This window comes from Rhodohalobacter sp. 8-1 (assembly GCF_038150125.1).
Taxonomy (GTDB): Bacteria; Bacteroidota; Rhodothermia; order Balneolales; family Balneolaceae; genus SW132.
Window position 1 is genome coordinate 230,160 of sequence record NZ_JBBVMF010000008.1, and the last position, 23,869, is coordinate 254,028.

Annotated in this window: 20 protein-coding genes; 8 read left to right on the forward strand and 12 right to left on the reverse strand. The window is 45.3% G+C overall.

Annotated elements, in window-relative coordinates; genetic code table 11:
* Positions 1-97: 97 nt before the first annotated feature.
* From AABW11_RS10620 to rsmB, 4 genes are all read right to left on the reverse strand, one after another.
* Entirely contained in the window at positions 98-685 is a 588-nt protein-coding gene (locus AABW11_RS10620) for a DinB family protein (protein WP_340105065.1), read from the reverse strand.
* Positions 686-828: 143 nt separating this feature from the next.
* Complete coding sequence (locus AABW11_RS10625) at positions 829-1,212, reverse strand: hypothetical protein (protein ID WP_340105066.1); 384 nt, start codon at positions 1,210-1,212, stop codon at positions 829-831.
* A gap of 296 nt (positions 1,213-1,508) precedes the next feature.
* Positions 1,509-4,196, reverse strand: a complete 2,688-nt coding sequence (locus tag AABW11_RS10630) for a valine--tRNA ligase (RefSeq protein ID WP_340105067.1) — start codon at positions 4,194-4,196, stop codon at positions 1,509-1,511.
* Between the two features lie 75 nt (positions 4,197-4,271).
* The gene (gene rsmB, locus AABW11_RS10635) at positions 4,272-5,591 is read right to left on the reverse strand and encodes a 16S rRNA (cytosine(967)-C(5))-methyltransferase RsmB (protein ID WP_340105068.1); all 1,320 of its coding nucleotides are present in this window, start codon (positions 5,589-5,591) and stop codon (positions 4,272-4,274) included.
* A 475-nt stretch (positions 5,592-6,066) separates the two neighbouring features.
* Here rsmB and atpD point away from each other — a divergent pair, with 475 nt between their 5' ends.
* From atpD to AABW11_RS10650, 3 genes are all read left to right on the forward strand, one after another.
* Entirely contained in the window at positions 6,067-7,554 is a 1,488-nt protein-coding gene (gene atpD, locus AABW11_RS10640; RefSeq protein WP_340105069.1) for a F0F1 ATP synthase subunit beta, read from the forward strand.
* A gap of 3 nt (positions 7,555-7,557) precedes the next feature.
* Positions 7,558-7,965 carry an ATP synthase F1 subunit epsilon gene (gene atpC / locus AABW11_RS10645; protein ID WP_340105070.1) on the forward strand — a complete coding sequence of 136 codons (408 nt, stop codon included), beginning with the start codon at positions 7,558-7,560 and terminating at the stop codon, positions 7,963-7,965.
* A gap of 110 nt (positions 7,966-8,075) precedes the next feature.
* Entirely contained in the window at positions 8,076-10,619 is a 2,544-nt protein-coding gene (locus AABW11_RS10650) for a zinc-dependent metalloprotease (RefSeq protein WP_340105071.1), read from the forward strand.
* 1,012 nt (positions 10,620-11,631) lie between these two features.
* Here the strand turns inward: AABW11_RS10650 and AABW11_RS10655 are convergent.
* Positions 11,632-13,893, reverse strand: a complete 2,262-nt coding sequence (locus tag AABW11_RS10655) for a hypothetical protein (RefSeq protein ID WP_340105072.1) — start codon at positions 13,891-13,893, stop codon at positions 11,632-11,634.
* A 596-nt stretch (positions 13,894-14,489) separates the two neighbouring features.
* Between AABW11_RS10655 and AABW11_RS10660 the strand changes: the two genes are divergently transcribed.
* Complete coding sequence (locus AABW11_RS10660; protein WP_340105073.1) at positions 14,490-16,598, forward strand: M28 family peptidase; 2,109 nt, start codon at positions 14,490-14,492, stop codon at positions 16,596-16,598.
* Between the two features lie 232 nt (positions 16,599-16,830).
* Here AABW11_RS10660 and AABW11_RS10665 read toward each other — a convergent pair whose 3' ends face one another.
* A complete protein-coding gene (locus tag AABW11_RS10665; RefSeq protein WP_340105074.1) occupies positions 16,831-17,661 on the reverse strand; it encodes a metallophosphoesterase family protein in 831 nt (276 codons plus the stop codon).
* Positions 17,658-18,557 carry a diacylglycerol/lipid kinase family protein gene (locus tag AABW11_RS10670; protein ID WP_340105075.1) on the reverse strand — a complete coding sequence of 300 codons (900 nt, stop codon included), beginning with the start codon at positions 18,555-18,557 and terminating at the stop codon, positions 17,658-17,660. The genes AABW11_RS10665 and AABW11_RS10670 overlap by 4 nt, the downstream gene beginning before the upstream one ends.
* Positions 18,558-18,727: 170 nt before the next feature.
* Here AABW11_RS10670 and AABW11_RS10675 point away from each other — a divergent pair, with 170 nt between their 5' ends.
* The gene (locus AABW11_RS10675) at positions 18,728-19,084 is read left to right on the forward strand and encodes a hypothetical protein (protein ID WP_340105076.1); all 357 of its coding nucleotides are present in this window, start codon (positions 18,728-18,730) and stop codon (positions 19,082-19,084) included.
* Between the two features lie 14 nt (positions 19,085-19,098).
* On the opposite strand, the gene AABW11_RS10680 is transcribed toward AABW11_RS10675, so the two are convergent.
* From AABW11_RS10680 to AABW11_RS10700, 5 genes are all read right to left on the reverse strand, one after another.
* Positions 19,099-19,260 (reverse strand): hypothetical protein, encoded by a 162-nt coding sequence (locus AABW11_RS10680; protein WP_340105077.1) that lies wholly within the window; start codon positions 19,258-19,260, stop codon positions 19,099-19,101.
* An 86-nt stretch (positions 19,261-19,346) separates the two neighbouring features.
* Positions 19,347-19,526: a hypothetical protein gene (locus AABW11_RS10685; RefSeq protein WP_340105078.1), complete on the reverse strand. Its 180-nt coding sequence runs from the start codon at positions 19,524-19,526 to the stop codon at positions 19,347-19,349.
* A gap of 14 nt (positions 19,527-19,540) precedes the next feature.
* Positions 19,541-19,891, reverse strand: a complete 351-nt coding sequence (locus AABW11_RS10690) for a VOC family protein (protein WP_340105079.1) — start codon at positions 19,889-19,891, stop codon at positions 19,541-19,543.
* A 16-nt stretch (positions 19,892-19,907) separates the two neighbouring features.
* Positions 19,908-20,363, reverse strand: a complete 456-nt coding sequence (locus tag AABW11_RS10695) for a DUF1801 domain-containing protein (RefSeq protein WP_340105080.1) — start codon at positions 20,361-20,363, stop codon at positions 19,908-19,910.
* 133 nt (positions 20,364-20,496) lie between these two features.
* Positions 20,497-20,964 carry a GNAT family N-acetyltransferase gene (locus AABW11_RS10700; RefSeq protein ID WP_340105081.1) on the reverse strand — a complete coding sequence of 156 codons (468 nt, stop codon included), beginning with the start codon at positions 20,962-20,964 and terminating at the stop codon, positions 20,497-20,499.
* 1,020 nt (positions 20,965-21,984) lie between these two features.
* Between AABW11_RS10700 and AABW11_RS10705 the strand changes: the two genes are divergently transcribed.
* The 3 genes from AABW11_RS10705 (at position 21,985) to AABW11_RS10715 (ending at position 23,528) form a co-directional block, all read left to right on the forward strand.
* The gene (locus AABW11_RS10705) at positions 21,985-22,386 is read left to right on the forward strand and encodes a nucleoside 2-deoxyribosyltransferase (protein ID WP_340105082.1); all 402 of its coding nucleotides are present in this window, start codon (positions 21,985-21,987) and stop codon (positions 22,384-22,386) included.
* Between the two features lie 122 nt (positions 22,387-22,508).
* Positions 22,509-23,075 carry a type 1 glutamine amidotransferase domain-containing protein gene (locus tag AABW11_RS10710; RefSeq protein WP_340105083.1) on the forward strand — a complete coding sequence of 189 codons (567 nt, stop codon included), beginning with the start codon at positions 22,509-22,511 and terminating at the stop codon, positions 23,073-23,075.
* Positions 23,076-23,333: 258 nt separating this feature from the next.
* Positions 23,334-23,528 carry a hypothetical protein gene (locus tag AABW11_RS10715; RefSeq protein WP_340105084.1) on the forward strand — a complete coding sequence of 65 codons (195 nt, stop codon included), beginning with the start codon at positions 23,334-23,336 and terminating at the stop codon, positions 23,526-23,528.
* Positions 23,529-23,869: the final 341 nt, after the last annotated feature.

Sequence of the window (23,869 nt, forward strand, 5' to 3'; positions counted from 1 at the left end):
GAGTCCGGCATGACATAGCTGTTGATGAATGACCAACTTGAACGCCCTTTCTGGATAGCCTGGGATCTGAGATTCAAACTGAATATTTTACCAGGTTTTATCCCGGAAAATTTTCATGCCCGGTAATACGCTCCATCTGTTTTTTATGGTGACGTATATGCATATCCAAGAAATCGAGCGCCTGTTCCATATTGAGCAGACCGGCGCGCGGATGTTCATATACGCCCAGGTTGAGCAGCTCTTCATCGGTGGTTTCAATGATGGTTTGGATCTCACCCCGAATAGTTTTCCAGCTCTCCTGCAAAATGTGGAGATCTGGAGTTTTGCCGGTGGAATCTACAATAGATGGCGCTTTATAGCGGAAGGGAAGCTTAAGGGCCACTTTTAGCAAGCTGTAACGAAATCGCGATTTCAGCCCCGGAGGTGGCGGATATTTCTTGCCGTTCAACTGACGCTTGATATAGATCGCTGACATTTTCTCGGATGTAACGATATGATCGAGAACCTGGAGTAAATTCCAGTAACCGGGTTCCGGTTTAAATGTTAGCTGATCTGCAGTGTAACCGTCATATTTGGACACAATCTCTGTTCTGAGAGTTTCCAGTTCATTAAGGCGGGCTTTATGATCTTCACTCATTACAACGTTGGCAGGATTCGATTTCAGCGTAACTGTTTCGTAAGTCATTTCTGAATTCTGTGTTCAATTTTTTTCAAAATGTGCGCTGCAGGCAGCCGGTACATCCGTTTGTTTTATCGGTGGGAATCCACAAAGTAATAAATTTTTGAGGCTGCATTTCAAATAAAACTGTGCTGAATCCCACAAACCTTTCAGTTGGAATGGGGTAGAGTTTCTTGTCCCTTCTTTCCCATGAATAGTTTCATTTCATAGCCGAATAGAAGACCGCCAAAAGACCATGTTAGGGCTGATAAGGCAAGATTGACCGCCGTTAAATCGAGGGTGCCCGTCAAATAGATTAAACCCGTCATCAGAATGAACATCAAAACCGCATAGACAAGGCCTGTTTTAATCCAGTTGTAATATTTAAATGCCTGATGATCTGATCCTAACTCTAAATCGACATATCGTTCAGGTTGCCGGGCAAGCCACTTCTTTTTCAAATCGTCTTTAAACCAGTCCCAAATAGGAAATGTGGGAGCCAAAATAAGATAGCCGGTAATATTTTTATTACGCTCGTGTTGATACCACCACATTCGGGGCAGTAGAGACAAAACCAGTTTTTGTAAGCCGTCCCGGAATCGTTTGACCAGGTTCTTCCATCATGCAGGGTGTCGCAGTGAGGGCAGGTGACGTAGCTGCGTTCCACACGGGCAGGGATATTAAATTTGGGCTATTGAAACACGATAAACCCACCTCTGCCCGGTCGTTAAACGCTCGGCAGGCTGTCTAGTCCGCAGGAGGAGAGAAATCAAAGACAGGAGATCCCGCATCGAGCGCGTGTTGACACCCTTTTTGGACAGCCTCAGGGTCGAAATCAATAAAAAAATAATCACCCCAGATTCTCAAGCATCTGCTTCAGCTTCTCAATATCAGAAAGGGCATCTACCTTTTTCTGGCGTTCGCGGTCAACAACATCATCCGGGGCGTTTTCCACGAACTTAGCATTTGAAAGCTTTCCTTCCACACTTTTGAGGAATCCCTGAGTTTTTTTGATCTCGTTTTGAATTCGCTCACGCTCTTTATCGAGATCGATCAGGCCTTCAAGCGGGACAAATATTTCAGTTCCTTTAACGAGTGCAGAAGCCGATGCCTTTGGTTTGGTGAGATCGGGATTGAATTCGAGTGACCCCACTGATAGAAACTTCGTGAAGATCCAGGACTGTTCGTCCAGCTTTTCCGCCTGTTCTTGCGAGTTCGTTTTTATGTGAAGCGTAAGCTCAGTCTTTGGTGAAACTCCCATCTCAGACTGGATATTCCGGATCGCTGATACCTGCTCCTGAATAAGTGAAAACAGATCAATCGCATCTTCATCAGCGTCTGCATCCAATTCAGGCCACTGGCTAATGGTAAGTGCTTCTTCGGGCGATCGAACCTGGATCCGCTGCCAGATCTCTTCAGTCAAAAATGGCATGAAGGGATGAAGCATTTTCATAAGCAGTTCGAACAAACCGAGTGCACGCTCCAGGTTTTCGGCCGGCATCGGTTCGCCGGGCGTATCAGCTTTGCTAACCTCGATATACCAGTCACAAAAATCATCCCACACCAGCGAGTAGATTTTTTTGAGTGCTTCATTCAGGCGGTAATTCTCAAAGTCTTGTTCCACACCGGTAAGTGTCTGTTTGATGCGGGACATCATCCAGCGATCGGCCAGGTTTTCTGGATCAATGTCGGTGGTAGGCGAATAGTCTGTTCCGTCCTGTTTGTTCATCATCAGGAAGCGGAAGGCGTTCCAGATTTTATTGCTGAAATTTCGTCCCTGTTCACACAGGTTTTCATCAAATAAGAGATCATTACCGGCAGGAGAGGCAAACAGCATTCCCACGCGCGTTCCGTCGGCTCCGTACTGCTTAATGAGCTCCAGCGGATCAGGTGAGTTTCCGAGAGATTTCGACATCTTTCGCCGCTGTTCATCCCGCACAATCCCGTGAAAATAAACATTGCTAAACGGCTTCTCATCTCTGAAATAGTAGCCAGCCATAATCATGCGAGCCACCCAGAAAAACATGATTTCGGGCGCCGTTACGAGATCTTTGGTGGGGTAGTAGTAGTTAATTTCTTCATTCTCAGAGTTGCGAATCCCATCAAACACCGACATTGGCCACAGCCAAGAGCTAAACCAGGTGTCGAGCACATCTTCATCCTGATGGAGATCGTCACTGCTGAGGTTAGCATTTCCCGACTTCTCACGGGCTTTTTCAACTGCTTCATCTTCAGTCCGTGCGATCACATATTCATCAGGCTCATCGCCAAAATACCAGGCCGGAATTCGGTGTCCCCACCAAAGCTGACGCGAAATACACCAGTCGCGGATATTTTCCATCCAGTGGGCATAGCTGTTTTTAAATTTAGCGGGATGAAACTGAATATTGTCGTTCATGACGTTCTCAAGCGCAGGCTTGCTGAGCTCATCCATCCTGCAAAACCACTGCAGCGACAGGCGGGGTTCAATCACAGCATCAGTTCGCTCAGAATATCCCACCTTGTTGGGCATCTCCTCAACATCAACCAGAAGATCCTGGTCTTTCAGATCTTTGATGATCAGCTTTCGTGCTTCAAACCGATCCTTGCCAACATAAAACTGACCTGCTTCAGAGATTGTGCCATCGGCATTCAGCATATCAATAATCTCAAGCCCGTGTTTCTGGCCCAGATCATAGTCATTCGTGTCGTGTGCCGGCGTGATCTTCAGACAGCCTGTTCCATATTCAGGATCAACGTAGTCATCAGCAATAATCTCCACTTCACGTTCCACCATTGGAATGATCGCTCTCTTACCAATCAGATGGGTATAGCGCTCATCATCGGGGTGAACACAAACAGCGGTATCGGCCAGGATAGTTTCTGGACGGGTAGTCGCAATGGTTACATATTCATCACTGTTCTTAATCGGGTAGCGAACGTGATAAAGCTTGGATTGAACTTCCTTGTGGATCACCTCTTCATCACTAAGAGCCGTTTGCGCCTGCGGATCCCAATTGATCATCCGCTTGCCGCGATAGATAAACCCGTCATCATACAGCTTAATAAAACAGTCGATCACCGCTTCATAGAGTTCTTCTTCCAGCGTGAAACGCGTACGTTTCCAATCGCACGATGCGCCAAGGGTCCGCAGCTGCTGCAGGATGATGCCGCCATGCTCGTTGGTCCAGTCCCACGCGTGATCCATAAATTTGTCACGGGAAAGGTCACTTTTTTTGATCCCTTGCTTTCGAAGTTTTTGAACAACTTTTGCTTCGGTCGCGATAGAGGCATGATCCGTTCCGGGAACCCAGCACGCATTTTTCCCCTGCATACGGGCGCGGCGCACCAATACATCCTGAATCGTATTGTTGAGCATGTGGCCCATGTGCAGCACGCCTGTTACATTTGGCGGGGGGATGACAACTGCAAAGGGTTCGCGGTCATCTGGTTCGGAGTGGAAATACTGATGCTCTTCCCAATAGGCGTACCACTTGTCTTCCGTTTCTGTGGGATCGTAATGCTTGGGAATCTCGTCGTTTAGCTGTTGTTCATTCATTAAAAAATCGGTATCAATTTCTTTGGCGTGGCAGAAGAATAAATATAGTTACGCTGGCAGACCGGGAGCTCTGACTTATTTAACCCGGTTCAGCCGTACGCCAAAATGGCCATCACAATTGTGCTTGTGGGGAAGTGTCTGGTATGCATAGCCGTCTTCCGCGAGAACCTCTTCGGGCAGAAACTCATCCAGTTTTTCAAGTTCGAAGTTATCGTACGTCTCAAGAAAGTTTTGAATCTGTTCCCAGTTCTCTTCGGGCTCGATAGAACATGTGCTGTAGACAAGGCGTCCGCCGCGCTTCACATGATTGGCTGCTTCATCAAGCAGTTCGGCCTGAAGCTTCACTGAGTTTTCAAGCTCTTCGGGAGTACGTTTCCAGCGAAGATCAGCACGTTTGCTGAGCACGCCGGTACCTGTACAGGGCGCATCAAGCAGAACACCGTCGGCAAGTTTAAGATCGAGATCACGAACATCTGCACGGCGTATTTTGATGTTTTCAGCCGTAAAATTCATGGCGCTTTGCGCGAGAAGTTCCAGCCGGTCGGGGTTGATGTCGACCGCAGTGATGGATCCTTCGCCGTTCATCATATCCGCCATCACAATACTTTTGGTACCGGGTGCCGCGCAAAGATCAAATATCTCTTCGCCGGGCAGCGGCTCAAGAATTGTAGGGGCAAATCCGGCTGCAATATCCTGGATCTGGCAAAAACCTTTTGCCAGCCACTCTTTGGCAATAAACGGCTGAACACTGTCGACTTTAAAATAGCCGGGCAGCCAGTCGCTCTCTTCATACTCGATTCCGGCCTTATCCATCCGAAGTTTGAAGTTCTTTGATTTTGTGCGCAGGTTATTCACGCGAACATAGTAAGACGGACGCTGATTATTAGCCTGCATCAACTGAAATGCTTCCCGCTCACCCATGCGGTTCACCCATCGCTTAACCATCCACTCGGGATGCGAGAACGTTGTTGCAATAAGTTTTGTGCGATCTTCGTATGAGGGCTTTGGAAGATCAGGCATATCGCGCTGTATATTGCGCAGGATCGCATTAACTAAGTCCCCTGAGCGTGATCCAAGCCTTAGTTTTGCAATATCAACGGCTTCATTGATGGCGGCATAGTCGGGCGTGCCATCCATGAAAAGCATATCATAGAGGCCAAGCCGCAGAATGTTTTTGAGGCCTGGTTTCATCTCGTCCATTTCGATGCTTGAGAATTCACCCAGTACAAAATCCAGGTAGCTGCGTTTACGCAGAATATTCTGAACGTACTCTCTTACCTGTCCACGTTCCCTGGGTTCAAGATCGTTGGCATCTGCATAGGTGATGGTCTGATGTTCATCAAATTCTATTAATAAATCTACGCTGACAGTTCGTGCAGTGAGTTCAGTTTCCAAAAGTATACTCGTTTTAGGGTTCAGAATTACGTGGCCGGATACGGTGCCGCTCTCATTAAGTCAAAAAATATGATAGCAACTAAGATAAGATATTGATCAGCCTTTTGCTAACTGGAAAGTTCCTCATTGATGCTTTAAAAAACGATCTCTGATCGTGATCAGAGGGGCTTTCACATGAAATTCAGTATCATCATTTACGGATAGGCTATGCGCTGATTATAAAGCGGAAATTTTAAGGCAATAGCAAGATATAGAGAGATGTGGAAATGGGTAACAGATACATGACAGATAATCGGTTTTATTCTATAAAGTAAGATGATAAATTCCGAAACTGCCAAACAAAGGGGATAAAGAGAGATAACTTCGTTGATTTTTGAACAGGAAGTGCCTAACTTTTGAAGCTTTCAATAAATAGAGAAATAATAAGGAATCCCTTTACTCTAAACGTCATAATTAAAGCTTCTGAAATAATCGAATGAATAAAGGAAAAATAGCCCAGATAATTGGACCTGTAGTTGATGTTGATTTTGAGAAAAATCAGATACCCAGAATTTTAAACGCACTATACATTGACCGTGAAGACGGATCACGACTTTATCTTGAAGTTGCACAGCATCTTGGAGAAAATCGGGTCCGTACCATCGCCATGGATTCTACAGACGGCCTGGTACGCCAGACCGACGTAGTGGATTCAGGCGGACCAATTTCCATGCCTGTCGGTGAGGACATCCGCGGCCGGCTGTTCAATGTTGTTGGAGATGCCATTGACGGCATCAAACAGCCCGAAGGCAAAGAAAGATATTCCATTCACCGGGACGCTCCCAAATTTGAAGATCTTGCGACCAGTTCAGAAATTCTTGAAACAGGCATTAAGGTTATTGACCTCCTCTGCCCCTATGCAAAAGGTGGTAAGATTGGACTTTTTGGTGGTGCCGGTGTAGGTAAAACAGTACTTATTCAGGAGCTTATCAATAATATTGCGAAGCAGCACGGTGGCTTGTCAGTATTTGCTGGTGTGGGTGAGCGTACGCGTGAAGGGAATGACCTTCTCCGTGAGTTTATCGAATCCGGTGTTATTAATTATGGCGATGAGTTTAAAGAGGCCATGGAAAATGGCGAATGGGACCTGTCCAAAGTAGACGAAGAGGTTCTTAAAGAATCTCAGGCAACACTGGTTTTTGGTCAGATGAATGAGCCTCCGGGAGCACGGGCACGGGTTGCACTCTCAGGTCTTACAGTGGCTGAGTATTTCCGTGATCAGGTTTCTCCTGATATTCTTCTTTTCATTGATAATATTTTCCGGTTTACACAGGCCGGCTCTGAGGTATCTGCACTGCTTGGACGAATGCCGTCAGCTGTAGGGTATCAGCCAACGCTTGCATCTGAAATGGGTGACCTTCAGGAACGAATTACATCAACAAAAGATGGATCAATTACTTCAGTTCAGGCTATTTATGTGCCTGCGGATGACTTAACTGACCCTGCTCCCGCAACAACATTTTCTCACCTTGATGCAACGACTGTACTTAGTCGTGCACTCACTCAGATCGGTATTTATCCGGCTGTGGATCCATTGGATTCAACATCGCGGATTAATGATCCTAAAGTTGTAGGTGATGAGCACTACGACACAGCCCAGGAAGTGAAAGAACTTCTGCAGAAGTATAAAGATCTACAGGATATCATTGCCATTTTGGGTATGGACGAACTATCTGATGAAGATAAACTTGTAGTATCGCGGGCACGTCGTGTTCAGCGTTTCCTCAGTCAGCCGTTTTTTGTGGCTGAGCAGTTCACCGGCCAGTCAGGTGAGTACGTCAAAATCGAAGACACTATCAAAGGATTCAAGATGATCATGAATGGTGAACTCGATGATCTTCCTGAAAATGCGTTCCACCTTGTTGGAACCATTGAGCAGGCGAAGGAAAAAGGAAAACGATTAACTGAAGAAGCAGAAGCGTAACAGATGGCTAACGAAAAAACATTTCAGGCCCAGGTTTTAACGCCCGAAGGGTCCAGGTTCAGCGGTGATGTGGTGAGCGTAAGCGTGCCGGGAGCGTCCGGAAGTTTTCAGATGCTCCACAATCATGCGCCTATCATTTCTGCGCTTGATGTGGGACGAGTCGAGATCCAGAAACCCGACAATTCAACACTAACGTATGCTGTGAGCGGCGGATTTGTTGAAATGAATGACAACCAGGTGACACTGCTTGCCGAGCGGGCCATCGAGCCGGGCGATATTGACGTTGAAGAAGCAAAGAAAAAGCTCTCGGATGCGAAAGAAAAACTCAAAGATTCATCCGCGATGCTTTCTGATGTTGAACATCAGATAAAAGACGCTCAGAATCTGATTAAGATGGCGGGCAATAGCTGATCAGTTATTAAAAAATTTATTTGAAAACTCGTATACCGCCCGGTATACGAGTTTTTTTTTGGCTGTATAAAAGCAGCAATTCCTTAAAACACTAAACCATCAGCATTATAATGACTTCAAATTTCAAATATTTAACAGTAATTCTCTTGCTGTCAGCGTTACTTGCGGGATGTGCATCAACAGCGCAGATTCAGAGTAGTGCATCAGATCCAAGTTCTTCAGCATCAAAAGTGGATGAACAGAAGAAGAACACCATTGCCTACGAAGGTTTGTTCTCTGTATACCAGGATACAACGGACGGCTCCACAAAATTTGAAATCAAGAAAGACCAGCTGGATAAAGAGTATATCTATTTTGGCCATACTGCCGACGGCGTGACGGATGCCGGAAGTTTCAGGGGTGCTTACCAGGATGACAAGATTTTTAAAATCAAACGATATTTCGATAAGATTGAGTTCGTGGTCCAAAATACCCGATACCAGTTTGACGATGATAGTGCTCTGAGTAATGCTGAGATGGCTAATATCTCAAATGCGACACTCATTTCAGAAAAAATTCTTGCTGAGAACGACAGCACGATCATTATCAGTGGCGACCCCATTTTTCTGAGCGAAAATATGAACCAGGTTAAGCCGAGTCCGTCACCTAACTCAAGACCCGGTGGTTTTTCGCTGGGAGGCCTGAGCTCATCAAAGACAAAATATTCCGAGATACGCGGCTATCCCGAAAATATTGATGTGGTTGTAGAGTATGTGTACGAGAATCCATCGCCGATGAATGGCGGCAGCGCTGCAGTAACCGATGCGCGTGCGGTTTCCATCAAACACCAGCACTCGTTTATCGCAATGCCTGAAAACGATTTCCAGCCGCGCTTTGATGATCCGAGAATTGGTTTTTTCATGACTGAGAAGGATGACCAGGTCAGTACAAGCGTGACACCTTATCTCGATGTGATCCACAGATGGCATCTTGAGAAGAAAAATCCAAATGCTGAGATGTCGGAGCCGGTTGAGCCGATTACATGGTGGATTGAAAATACAACTCCGCACGCATTTCGTGAAACCATCAAAGAAGCCACACTGGCGTGGAACGAGGCGTTTGAAGCTGCCGGTTTCCGAAATGCGGTTGAGGTAAAAGTTCAGCCGGACGATGCCGAGTGGGATGCAGGAGATATTCGTTATAACGTGCTTCGCTGGACATCTTCACCGAACCCACCTTTTGGCGGATATGGTCCCAGTTTTGTAAACCCGCGAACAGGACAGATTCTGGGATCCGACATTATGCTTGAGTGGGTGTTCTTCTCAAACAGGTATCGGCAGGAAAATATATATACGGAAACGGCCTTTTCATCTGATTTAATTGATGACGCAATGAATCCCGAATACTGCAGTTTCGGGCATCATTTACAGCAGAATAATATGTTTGGCATGAGCGCGCTGCAGGTTATGGGCTATCCTGATGAAGATCTTGAAGGATTTCAGCATGAGGCAATGACAATGCTGATTCTTCATGAACTGGGTCATACATTTGGCCTGAACCATAATATGCAGGCCAGTACGCTCCACTCGCCTGAAGAGATTCACAACAAGCAACTTACGTCAACCGTGGGCCTCACCGGTTCTGTGATGGATTATTCCAGCGTAAATGTTGCCAGCGACCGAAGCCGGCAAGGCCACTACTATGATACAAAACCGGGGCCTTATGATGTTTGGGCCATTGAATTTGGATATTCACCTGCACTGGACGATCCCGAAGCAGAAAAGGAACGCCTTAATGCCATTGCTGCGCGGTCAACGGATTCTGAACTTGCGTTCGGTAACGATGCTGACGATATGCGCAGCCCCGGAAAAGCAATTGATCCGCGTGTGATGGTTGGTGATATGTCTGCCGATCCGATTGCTTATGGCATCGACAGAATTCATATGGCAGAAAATCTGATGGACGGTTTAATTGAGAAGTTCAGCGTAGAAGGACAAAGCTATCAGCCTATGCGCGATGCGTATATGGCACTGATGGCAGCCAGGCGCACACAGACAGGAGTTATCTCACGCTATGTTGGCGGCGTTTATAAAGACCGGGCGTTTGTTGGCCAGGAAGGCGGAAGGATGCCATTTACACCAGTTGAGGTAGAAAAGCAGCGTGAAGCGATGAACAGCCTTAGCGAGCATCTGTTTGCTCCTGATGCGTTCGACATGTCTCACGAGGTTTACAACTACCTGCAAATTCAGCGGCGCGGATTCAATTTTTTCAGTTCATCCGAGGATCCCAAAATCCACGATCAGGTGCTGGCTATGCAAAGCAGCGTACTTGCTCATCTGCTGCATCCATCAACCATGAAGAGAATTACCGATTCGCGAACATACGGCAACACCTATAACGTTGCTGAGGTTGTCGGCGATCTGACGTCAGCTATTTTTGATGCGGATGCTGCAGGAAATGTCAATACGTTCCGTCAGAACCTTCAGATCCAGTATATAGAGGGATTGATAGCAGTGATAGGGAGTGACAGCCACGACCGCATTGCAAAGTCTGCTGCCCTCTACAATCTTCAGAATATCCGGGGGATGATGGAGTCGAAAAGGAATGCGAATACAGAATCCCGGGCACATGCGGCCCACGTGATTCTTGCTATTGACAAAGCACTCGACGCTTAGGTTTTACCATATATTTTCATACAGGATTACCAAAAGCCGGTCAGGCACTGACCGGCTTTTTTTATATCAACAAAGGAAAAAGGGTCTTTTATCAGCTGGTTTTCCGTGATAGCGTCACGTGCTCAAAAAGGCGAAAGTGAACGAATTGTAAAACAGACCGTTAAACCTTCTTGAGAAATCACCAGCTTTGAAGTTCTTGTAGTACTTTTGATGCGAACTATCTGTGAATCATTCGTGTGTGTATGCGAGACGATTGTCAGTAATAGTGATCTTGGAAGGTTTTGTACTTAAAATATACGAATACATTGATGGAGCACATTTGCTGATATCTCAATGCCAGCAGAAGGAATGTTTAACTCAACTTCCGTAAAATCTTAAAAATAAGTCTCAGTTACCTTTAAACAATGCTCTGTAGTGCTACATCCATTATTTTTTATACTGGATAAGCTTCCTGTTCAGCCTTCCATCCCAACCCGCATCTGAAGGCATTTAGGTACATAAGGATACTAAAAAGCAATTATACCAAATACCACAGATAACCAAAGCACCAGGTGTGCGACATATCCGTAGCCCAAAGTCACTGCGCAGCGGGGGCTTTGGGTTAAGAGCAGGCATAAAATTTGAGAGCGCCGTAGGTGCGGTATATCCGCGCCCTTGCAAAACGACCATACCCTCTTTACCCATACATTATTTTATTGAATCCGATTCAGACGATCTGTTCGAATTTTATGACTGAGGGTGAATTCAGATTCCGAATGATGCCGCTAACTACGGCGCTTCTTTACATTCTGGCTTCTTTATACCCCACGGAAATGCTGCGCATTCCCAAAGGGCTACGGCTATGCCGCCCCGAAACGGGGCTGGTTTCATCCCTGAATAGGTGAATTCCATTCTTTTTGTCTGTGGTCTAAAAGTTTAATGAAACTTATTTTGTAGCCACTACATACCTATTTTGCGGAAGTTGAGTTAAGGCGATTTTATATTTAGTATGAGATTTAGAAATGAACACTATTTACAGACTCTCCCGAACATTTGCAGATGAGAGAAGCACGGGGAAAGTTTCATCAAGACTGTTATTTTGTACAAAAACGGATACTTTCCCAACGTTTGAGAGCTGATCGATTTTTTCCGCATGATATTCTTCCTCGCCGGACTCAGTTAGCTTAAGACCCAGCAGTACAATATCGGCATCAGAGCTGAACTTTTGCAGTATCTCCGTAAAAGAACGGTCTCCTTTGGGTATAACTTCGACAAGGGCATCAATTCGTGCTTCTTTTAGTGACTTCCGAATTGATTCTGAGAAAGTTTCCCGTTGTTCAGCATTTTCAATGACTTCCCGCACACGAATACGAGCCTTTTTCCATTCAGGATTGAGTGTCAGCATATAGGCCAGGATCAGCATCAAATCTCCATTATTTGCGGCTCCGCTCCACCATACATCTATATACTGATGTTGCTCAACTTTCCAGTTTTCGTGATCATTAAACTTAGCCATTAAGATATTTTTGCCAATTCGGGACAGTGAGCGGATAATACGCAGCTGATTTGCATTAGCTTCTGCCTCTTCCGACCAGCCAAACATAATAGTATTTGTCTTAAAACCGGCTATTCCATGAGCCCTGGAAATGTTAAGAATGCCCCTATTGAGGGATTTAACTTCGTTTACCTCGCAAAATGCCTCAATGCCGATATCATGAACTTCCTTAATCATACTCTCCTGTATGTTTTTCCTTTTAGCACGATCGTATTTGTCACTTTCATATATGAGCTTGGAAATAGAGAATACGCCGCGATTTTGTCCAAACGCTGCTGCCAGTTTAACCAGTTCAATTCTGTCTGAAATATCTTTTGCAAACAATAGAATCATGGGGCGCCAGTTACGCTGCATGACGTGATAGCGATTCATCCTAAGCAGTGAAAAACGAGCGATCTTCATCCACATTCCAACATTTACATCCCCCCATTCCTGTTCAAGTGCTCTCTTTTTAAAGTAAAGATAAAAGCCTGCCTCCAGTAAAAAAGCAATAACAAGTGCTATCGGGCTGATGAGATACATGACAAAAAGAGATCCGATTGCACCAATTAGCGACACGTACCACGGAACTCGTGTGCTCGGACGGTAAGAGGGCTCAGCAACGAGGTTTTCAACTGCAGCAACAATATTTATTACAACATAAAGTGTTAAAAACAGAACGGTAACAAACTTAGCTGCAGTGTTGAGGTCTCCCAGGGCAACGGCTACCAGTGCAACAGCTCCAGTAGCCCACGTGGCAATTGTTGGCTGACCGGTTTTCGACACTCGGCCTAAAAATTTTGGAGCCAGGCCATCCATCGATAGAGACTGAAGGACTCTCGGTCCGCTGAGCACGCTTCCAATGGCAGAGGATAAAATGGCACCGCATGCGGCCGGGTAAACAAACAAGCCACCCAGAAAAGCCGCGTCAGACCAGCTCCTGATACCAAACGATTCATCTGCCAGATTTTCGAATGGGAGCAGCACAGTTATCGAAAGGAAAATTGGAATGATAGTGTAGATGACGGTCCCGGTGATTACTGAATAAATAGTACCTTGCTTTATCGATTTTCCGGGAGTTTTCAGATCACCGCTCATTGCAATCCCCGCAAGAAAGCCGGTTACACCAGGGAAAAATACCGCAAATACGACCCAAAGCCCGCTCTCAGGAGCTACCGTACGATAAGCGGGAGTCATTTCCGGCATACGTAACTCACTTGTGAATACACCGACCATCAGTGACAAAATCGAAAGAATAACCAGTATCAGCATTGGAACCTGGAACTTAAGCACAAGTTCAGCGCTTTTACCCGAGGCAAATGTGATTAAAACAATGATTACAGCGGTCAGCAGCGGTATAGCATAGCCCGGCATGGCACCCCAGGTTTCAATTGGCCAAAAAAGAAGAAGCAACTCGGATAAACCAAATGCGTAAAAAGTGATACTGAGAGTCCGGCTGATATAGAAAGCAATCCCTATCGCCCCGCCGGTTTCCAGGCCCAAACTCCGGGAAATAAGATAATAGACACCGCCCACACCCATCTTGATATTGGTTGCAATTGCGGCAGCGCTCAGGCCGGTTATGAATGTAATGATGTTTGCCAGAAGAACTACAAATATCGTCAACGGCAAGCCCAGATTCCCGACCACCCAACCAAACCGGAGATACATAATAAGGCCCAATACAGTGAGAGTACTAGGGAGGTAAACTCCTAAAAAGGTTCCGAATTTCTTTTTTGAGAGAGGTTCTTTTTCAGCCATCCGTATGTTAAATGAGTAGAAAAATGATCAGCGATGTAACGAGTCATTATTCTGCGATCAGATGAAAATATTACAACATCATTTAACAAATATCATCTGCTTTTTTGTGGTTGAATAGCGAAAATGTTGAAAGTGCAGTAATCTTATGAGCATTGAATCCTTACAGTTTCGACGAACCAGAATATAATCAGCCGGCAGGATCAATCGTTGATTACGATTGACATCTGATAACATTTTATTTGAACAGATTTATCTAAAACTTAACCCCGTAGATTTGGTCATGGATCAGACAAGTGACTGGCAAAGCGTGTATTAAGGGTAAATATTTATAAAGTAATGCAATCATAAGATCTGCAAATGCACCGGTTTTTTTCTTATGATAATTTTTCGCAAGACTTAAGCAACCATCTCTAACTTCTGCCACCAGTCCAAAATAGGTTTAATGAATCATTTCGTATCTGTTTATATGCAATCAACAAGCAGTATTCGTTTATCTGCCAAGGGAATGAGATTATATATCCAATTGCAGGGATTGGTTTTTGTCAAAAAAAACTTCACTTTAGAGCGAATAAAAATTCCAGAAATTAATCGTGTTCATGAAACGTGCCTTATTTCCGATTCTATCTATTCTGTTTTTCACGCAATGCACAATTGATTTTGAGCCTGACCTAACAGGTTTTTCTGATGAGAGTAAAACCATTCAGAAAGAACTTGAACGCCAGTTGCTTTCCATGAACACACCGGAAGCGTACCGAAAGCATCTTTATAACCTAACCACAGACCCATCCTTTGCCGGCACAGCGGAAAACCGTTATGTGATCGATTATATTTACAGTGTAATGGATAGTGCGGGCCTGGATACCCGAACCTACGACTACGATGTGCTGCTTCCGCAGCCGGGGCAAAACTCCATCCGCGTTATGACGCCTGAAGTGATCGAACTTGATAACAAGGAAGCTGTTTATAGCGAGGATCCCTATACGGATCACCCGGACCTTGTCCATGGCTGGAATGCCTACTCGGGATCAGGAAGCGTTACAGCAGAGATCGTATATGCATTCCAGGGAAGGAAACAGGATTTCGAACGGCTTGAAGAGATGGGTGTTTCTGTAGACGGTAAAATTGTGATTGCCAGGTTTGGCGGCAACTTCAGGGGATATAAAGCAAAGTTTGCGGAACAAGCAGGTGCGGCAGGGCTCATTATCTATACCGATCCGCCATCAAACAGAGAGAATACCTATCCGGATGGCAAACAACCTGATGAAACTGCGATTCAGCGGGGTTCTCTACTGACTCTGGATTATTACGGCGACCCGCTTACGCCATTTGAAGCCGCCTTGCCGCTGGATCATCCGGAAACGCCAACTCGGCTAGACCCCGATGACGTGGATTTTCACACCATTCCTGTGGCCCCGATAGGGTATGGCGCAGCTGATGAAATTTTGAGCCGTATGGAAGGGGAGGACGCACCAGAAGAGTGGCAGGGAAATTTTGATTACAGCTATCGTTTGACCGGCGGGCCAAATCTGACTGTTGAACTGTCTGTAGATCAGCCATATGAAACGCGTCCGATATCAAATGTGGTGGGAGTGATTGAGGGATCTGAGTATCCAGATGAGTGGATCATCCTGGGCGCCCATCTTGATGCCTGGTCATTCGGCGCTACCGATCCCAACAGCGGCACAGCCATGCTGCTGACGCTTGCGGAGTCGCTGGCTCAGCTTTCAGATGAAGGGAAGAGGCCGAAACGGAGTATTATGATCGGCCACTGGGATGCCGAAGAGTTTATGCTGATTGGTTCCTCGGAGTGGGTGGAAGATCTGCAGGAAGAGCTGATGGCCAATTCGGTTCTTTATCTGAATGCTGATATGTCAGTCACCGGACCCAATTTCAGAGCATCGTCGTCACCCAGTCTGAAAGAGCCGATTATTCAGGCCGCCCGGACTGTTGCTCATCCTGATACAGACAGATCTGTCTACGATTTCTGGGTGGCAAACTCATCAAACGGAGAACCGTCTATTGGAAATCTGGGCGGAGGATCGGATCACGTTGGTTTTTATATGTATGCAGGTGTTCCATCGGCCGGAGTTGCGATATCTGGCTCGGTTCCAATCTACCACACAAATTTTGATACGTTCTGGTTTTATGAAAACCATCTCGACAGCACCTTTACCTACGGGCCGGCACTTGCTGATGTGTACGGACTGATTGCCCTTCGGTTTGGTAACGCCGATATTTTGCCTTACGATCTTGAAAGCTACTCGATAGATCTCACCACTCACATAAATTCAATCACTGAGCAGGCCGGCCGCGATATCCTGGCAGGGACCGGAATACTGGAAGAAATAGAGGAGATTGCAGCACAGCTTGCATTGGTGCGGACCCTGCTTGATGGGGCAGCAAATGATCCGGAGCTGACCCGAGTGGCCAGGAGATCCATCAACCGGAAACTCATACAGCTTGAGAGAAATTTCCTGCACAGCGAAGGGTTGCCGTTTAGTCCGTGGCTAAAATCGCTGTATGCCTCTTCGGACCCTTACAGCGGGTACGCATCCTGGATGCTGCCGGCCTACCGGTATGCGATAGAAGAGGATAGGCTTGAAGATGAAGCGTTTATGGCTGATCTGCACGAGGCACACCACCGTGCGTTTGAGCGCTTTTCAAACAGCCTCACATCAATCATTCGTGAGCTGGAGGAGGAGTAAGTCGATTCTGCATCGGGGTGCGGCATGACGCGTTGTTTAAACACAGATCCCAATCAACGTCATCGCGGACCCCGATCCGCGATCTCCCATTTGTTTAACGGCAAAAGGTGTGCTACTGACTGGATGTACAGATTGGGCAGGAACGGGAGATACCGGCTCGGTGGCCGGCATGACGTGTTGGTTAGGTTCACATATTTATGAACGTTATCGCAGGTTGGTATGACGCATTGGTCTACCCCAAATCCTTAACAACGGATCTCCATTCACCATTTACTGATTTAAATGCTACTTTACCTGTATCTGTAAAGTGCGATTCGGCAGGAACCCATCGCCTGATGATAATTTCGACCCTATCCTTGGATAGGTGTATTAGGTTATAGCTATTGGTTTCATTCCGTACCCGGTTTGATATTGCCGTGCCCGCTTGGGCTACGATAATTGATCGTTTAGAAGAGGGGTAAAAGGTGCGAACATCCCCCGTGTATCCATGGTGGAGGTGGCCCGCTAGCAGAAGATCTACGCGACACTTTTCGAGCATTTCCAGAGCGAGGTCAGCACGTCCTACCAACGCTATTCCTGAGTTTTTTACGCCAGGTGGTGGTATAAACGGGTGGTGGGTCACTACGATTCTGTAATGAGAATCAGGTAGTTCCGAGAACATCTTTTCAACTTTTCTTATCTGTTCAATTGAGATTCGACCGTTCTTCCAGGTGAGTGAACGCGCTGTATTTATTCCTATGACAGTCAGTTCATCATTAACAAAACTCGGCAAGAGATCCCCGCAGATAAATTCCTTGTACCGTTTAAGCGGGCTAAGGAACCGTCTAAAAAGATCAAACAACGGTACGTCGTGGTTGCCCGGGACAGATATTCGGGGATTGGGAAGCCGTTTAACATAGACCGCCGCCGCCTGATACTGCGAACGACGGGCCCTTTGGGTAAAATCTCCGCTATTAATGACAAGATCGGGGTTAATCATGTGCAGATCGTCAATAAGCCCCTCAGCAACATTGTGATTTACAGTGCCAAAATGGAGGTCAGAGATATGGGCTATGGTTTTCATCCAGTGATCACCCGTAAGCTTTTCTTTCTGATTTCAAATTGAAGAGGACTATTCATCCTCATATTTTCACCATCCACAGCTATCGTTACGGTGTTTCTGCGGGGATTAACGGTCACTTTTTCCAGCAGCCGGGTGTCGAGTTTTTCTGCCTCACGCACACCCCGGAGACTAAGTTCAAAAGCCATCGCATAAAGCGACCATAACCGTGGTGATTTTAGCATGCAAAGCCAAAGTTTTCCACGATTGAGCTTGCTTCGGGTGTACCCTTTATCCAGAGTCTCCATATATTCATTGTTCCCGACAAAGAGAAAAGGCGTAAAGAGCTCTGTGCGGAAATCTTTCGACTCCACCGTCACCCTCATCAGCGGCAGGCGCTGCAAAACGATAAGAGAGGCTACAATTTTGGCCCTCCATTTTTGCCAGCCCATCTCTTTCGACTTTTCTTCTCGTTCCCTCACAAGTTTTGGGTAGACTCCGATCGTGGCATTATTGACAAAACGATGTCCATTTACCATACCGGTATCAACCACTTCGATATTGGGTTCATGCTCCAAAGCTGAGAGTATTTTCAGTGGATCAGCAGAAATGCCGAGATCTGCGGCAAAATTATTTTTTGTACCCAGAGGCAGTACCATCAGGGCGGTATTGGTCTCTGCTAAAACATTTGCAGCAGCACTGATCGTACCATCCCCGCCTCCGGCAATTAAAATGTCCACACTCTGCTCATGAACCATATACTTCATTTGCCGCATAATTTCCGAACCCTGTACAACGGCCAAACACTCAGGAGCCACTCTGCCCAATAGATATTTCCGGATAATATTTATGCGTTCAGATTTCTGATCCTGTGTCAGCGTGCCGGAATTTTTGTTTAGTACTGCACCAATTTTATTCATGAGTGCACTAGGCGATTAAAAATTTTATGTCCTCCCAGATGATTAAAACTACAGAATTTTGTGTTTCAAGGCTCAATAAACTGAACATCGAAAAGAATTCAGATCAGATACAATACTTTTTTAATGGGTATCGCGTTTTACTATATTGATTAAAAACCGACCCAAACGCCATGAATAACAAACGGATACCATTCTTAGTACCGATAATTCTGTTCATGATGGTGTTACCGGCTTTCAGCCAATTACCCACGGTTTCTAATGCAATGGCTGGTGGGGATGAATATCAGTCCGGCATGTCGTTGTTTACACCTGCTGATTCTACAATCGCGATATTTCCACAAGACTCTTTATTGGCAAATACATTCAGCGGCTGGTATAAACGGCCGGGTCAAATGCCCATATACATTCCCGCACCGCTTCCAAATTCGATGCCTGTTCTAAACCCGCCGCCGGTAGACGAGAAAATGATTATCCCGATCGCAGGTGTGGCAGCCGATTCACTGAACAGGCCACATCAGCGTAAATAAATCATAAGCGACAGTCAGGAACTGGCGTTTACGTCTCCTTTAATCTTGTCGTATGCCGCATAATTGTGTTTCCTAAGCTCAATCTTATATCCGTTGGGTTCCATTATCCAGCCAGACTTTCCGTAGTCAAATTCCTCTATTTCACCAAGAAACTCCACGCCCACTTTTTTTAGCACTTTAAGAAGTTCTTCAATGTTTTTTTTTAACCCTGTAGTTAACCGTTACGTTATTTCGGCTTGGCTGTAAATACTGGGATTTCTCGTCAAAAATGCTCCAGGCAGTAAACCCCTTTTTTTGCTTGATCCTGAGCATGACGCCATTCGAACGTGCCACTCCATTTTCCGTTTTCAATTCCAAGGTGATCTTTATACCATTTCCTGGTCGCACCACGATCTTCAGCTTTCAGAAAGGTGCCGCCAATGCCGGTTACTCGCTTTTTCATAATAATGGGATTGATTAATCTATATGCTGATCGAATAGAATTGGGTTACCGTCCGGGTCAGCAATACAGAAATGACAAGGACCTTTCTCATCGTGAATAGATTCGGATTCCATCAAGAATGTGATATCCGCTGATTTCAATTCCCTGTAGATCCTGCGGGCATCTTCCGTGTTAAACGTGATGATGTTCTCATCGAACATATCCTGGAACAGGCCGATATAAGAGTGGCCTTTCGACATAATAATCCAATCGTTTTCGATGGGTCCGGTTCCTTCAACCGGTTCAAAACCAAGCTTTTCGTAAAACGCTTTTGATGCATGAATATCTTCTACAGTAAGCGATAGAGAGTGGTTATTAGGGATCATGGCGGAATGGTTTAGGTTACGGTTTGACGGACTCTTCGTAAAGTTCGACCCATTCCTCAGCTGACATCTTACGTGAAAGTTCGCCAATCAGCTCAAAAGGAATATTGTCAGGATTTTTAAATCTGACACAGCTTTTTTCCATATCGAGCCTCGAATCTGTATGATTTGGGAATTCAGATTTAAACCATTTCAGAAGTTCCTCGTCATTATAAAGCCCCATGTGGTAAAGGGCGATATGATTTTTTTGAGACGCAATGCTCATGAACGGCAGGGGCAGGGTGGGATCGGTGTGATAGCCATCGGGGTAGACTGAATGGGGTACTACGTAACCGATCATTTCGTAACTCATTCTCTCTTCAAATCCTGATGGCAGGTTTTCAAGAATGACCGTCCTGAGCTTTTCCATTGCCGGTCTGCGGTCGTCAGGTAACTCTCTGATGTACTCTTCGGGACTCTCTGCTTTACTTATCATAACATGTGATGTCTTTGATTATAGTTTAAATTATACAAAAACATAAATCATCCTATTGTATTTCTCCTTAACATAAACATATAAAAACTTTTTAGAATTCTGACTATTGGACAATCAATACAAATACAGCTAATTAATCGCTGGAAAAGATCTCCTCATACATTTTATAATGTGTCTCTTCCATGCCAAGAGCTTTATATGTTTTTTGAGCAATCTTATTCTCTTTTTCTACGTAGAGCCGGCAGCCGCATACCTCAGGGTGATTTTTTGCAAACTCGAGCACCATCTGATACATCTGCCGGTAAATTCCCTGCCGCCGGAATTCCGGTTTTACATACACGCTTTGAATCCACCAAAACAGTCCGTTTCGCCAGTCGCTCCATTCATGAGTGATCATGAGTGTTGCAACGATCTCATCACCGGACTCAGCAACCATGTAAAATCCGTACTCCGGTTTTTGAAACAGCGATTTTACGCCGGCAGTAATTGTCTCTCTGTCCAGTTCCTTCGCCTCGGTTTCCCAAGCCATATTGATGTTAAACTGACTGATACTTGTTGCATCACCAATAGATGCTTCGCGAACAGTGATGGTTGGACTCATGATTTAGCTTTTACATTTTTCAAATTCTTTTCTTTCACAACAATACGGAGATTCACGCCTGTCTTCAACCTTGTATTAAAGTCGACGGTAGCTCCTAATTTTGTCCATAAGCGGAGCAAAAATATGTTGGAGATGACAGAATAATAATCTCATCTCGAGAGGGGAAATGTTTAAATGAAACTGCACCGCCGGATGAGTGTAACGAGGGGTGTGTCGGTGATGGCAACAAGCTGTGATTAAACCTCAATAAAAATATTTTTAAAATCTTTCACTGGTGGCTCTGTTAGAACTCCTGCCAATAAAAAGGAGATCCTTTGGTTCGTTTCACTCACTACCGTTGACAGATTGTAAACATGACGTTTACTCCCCATACTTTTGAACCGTCAAAAGTATGCAAAAACTCCCCGACAGAGGTGTTCTGTCGGGGCACGGTTTGCCCCGCACGGTTACACTATGAGAATGCTCACAAGGTGAGCGCTCATAGCGATTTCTCCCGTGCTGTGGTGCAACCCATGCTATACCTCCACCCATCAAGGCCGGACACCTTTCTCCTAAAGAATATTTAGAGAGCAGGAACTTGGATTTCTCCTGTCACCTCTGAAATGGTGTTGCCCGGTTTTTGGGCAAGATTAACGGCTACCGGTGACAGTTTGTAAAAAAGTTCCGTTATTGATCAGGTTTCAAGGATTCAAAAGCTCGGCTTCATCTACGACACCTCCACTTGTTCTGTCACATCAGAAATAGTGTTGCCCCGTTTTTGGGCAAAATTAGGAGCTCAGGATGACAGGGGCGGCCGGTCTTGAGCGGCGGGCATAACGTTTCGAATGAGATCAACGTGTTGAGCTGCCCGCCACAGTGGTTCGGGATGCCATGGCGGCGGAGGTTACATCGAGAAAACTCCTGCTCTGATTTCCAGTCCACTTTTCATAAATAAAGCGACACTAAATTTTAGAAGTACAATCGCCGCCTTATATTCAGGCCACTCTAATATTTTTAATTATTCTTTCAACTTAACAATACATGAAAAATATCTACTTTGCCGGCTCAATCCGCGGCGGCCGTGATGATGCAAAACTCTACAAACAGCTTATTGATGAACTGAAAACATATGGCGCTGTGCTTACGGAGCATATCGGGGCAAAAGAGGTTAGTTTTGATCTGTCCGACCGACACATACACGACCGGGACCTGGAGTGGCTGTCAAGTTCAGATATTCTCATCGCCGAAGTAACTACGCCATCGCTTGGAGTGGGTTACGAAATTGGACGCGCAGTTAGTCTGGAAATACCTGTCGTTTGTCTGTTCCGAAATAGGGGAGACGCATTACTCTCAGCCATGATCGCCGGATCACCGGCAGTTCAAACCTTTAACTATTCAGATTTGGAAGAAGCGAAAGAGATTTTGGGAAAAGTATTTTCATGATCTGTTTTTATTAATCAAAGCACGATTCTGTCAAAAAAAGAGGTATGGTTGGAACATAGGAGCCAAATAATCCATTGTTGTAATAAGTCGAGTGAGAATTATTAATATAAATTTTATTCATTATGGATTACGATCTAAGCAACAAGAAAGTAGCGGTACTTGCTACTGACGGATTTGAGGAAATTGAATTAACCGAGCCTGTTAAGGTATTGAAAGAAGCAGGCGCAACCGTGCATATTGTAGCTCCGCATAGTGGCACGATAAAAGCCTGGGATAAAGATAAGTGGAGTAACGATTATGATGTGGATGCAGACTTAGACTCTGTTGAAACCGACAGCTACAATGCTTTGGTACTGCCTGGGGGAGTTTTGAACCCCGATCAGTTACGCACGGATAAACGCGCTATTCAATTTATAGCACACTTTCTGCACAAAGGGAAACCAATTTCTGCAATCTGCCATGGTGCCCAGTCTTTAATTGAAACCAAAGAACTGGATGGCAAAACAATGACATCTTACCCATCCATCAAAACTGACCTCATCAATGCCGGTGTAAACTGGGTGGATGAAGAAGTTGTAGTTGACCAAGGCCTTACCACAAGCCGAAGTCCGGAAGATTTACCAGCATTTTGTGATAAGATGATGGAAGAAATTTCTGAAGGTGTTCATGAAGAGTTGCGGCCGACGTAGGTTCTAATCTTTGGATCTGCAAAAACGTCGATTTATCATCACGCTGATTGTACTGTCATTTCAGACAAGTGCGATCAGCGTATTTTTTTGATAATAAATTAGCATAATAAATTTACAGCTCTACCGATGACAGTTTTTAAAAAGTGTTGTTTTTGAGCTTTTAAAGACGATTTCATTTTTATGGGCACATGCCTTTTCACCTGCCAGACACAACTGGTTTCGCGCCTGCGTGAAACGAAATGCCCTGGCAGGGGCATAATGTCCGTAGCCCCGTACAAGCGCCGTGTGGTTGACGGCGTGCAGTGCGGGGTTAGTAAGTGCGGGCAGACCAGGTGCCCCGAGGCACTTGATTCCGCAGAAGAAATGAATTTAGTCGACGGGGTTATGAAAGATCTGATTCGTGTAGCCCTTGAGTTTGAGTACGTACTTGTAAGATTAATTATTACCCGGTAAGCCGCACACTTCTCCATACACAAAATACGTGGTACTTTTCCTGGGGAAACCTAATGCTGTCACTTACTAAACAGTGTTGCCCGGTTTTTGGGCAAGATTAGTTGCTACCAATGACAGATTGTAAAAAGTGCTGTTTTTGAGCAGATTTCAAGGATTCAAAAGCTTGGCTTTATTTATGATACCTCCACTCGTACTATCACTTCTTAAATGGTGTTGCCCGGCTTTTGGACGAAATTAGGGACTACCAATGACAGTTTGTAAAAAGTGTAGCTTTAGGTTTTAGACAACGATGTTATTTTTTTGAGCACAAATCTAAACATTTGAAAATTTATAAACGGTTT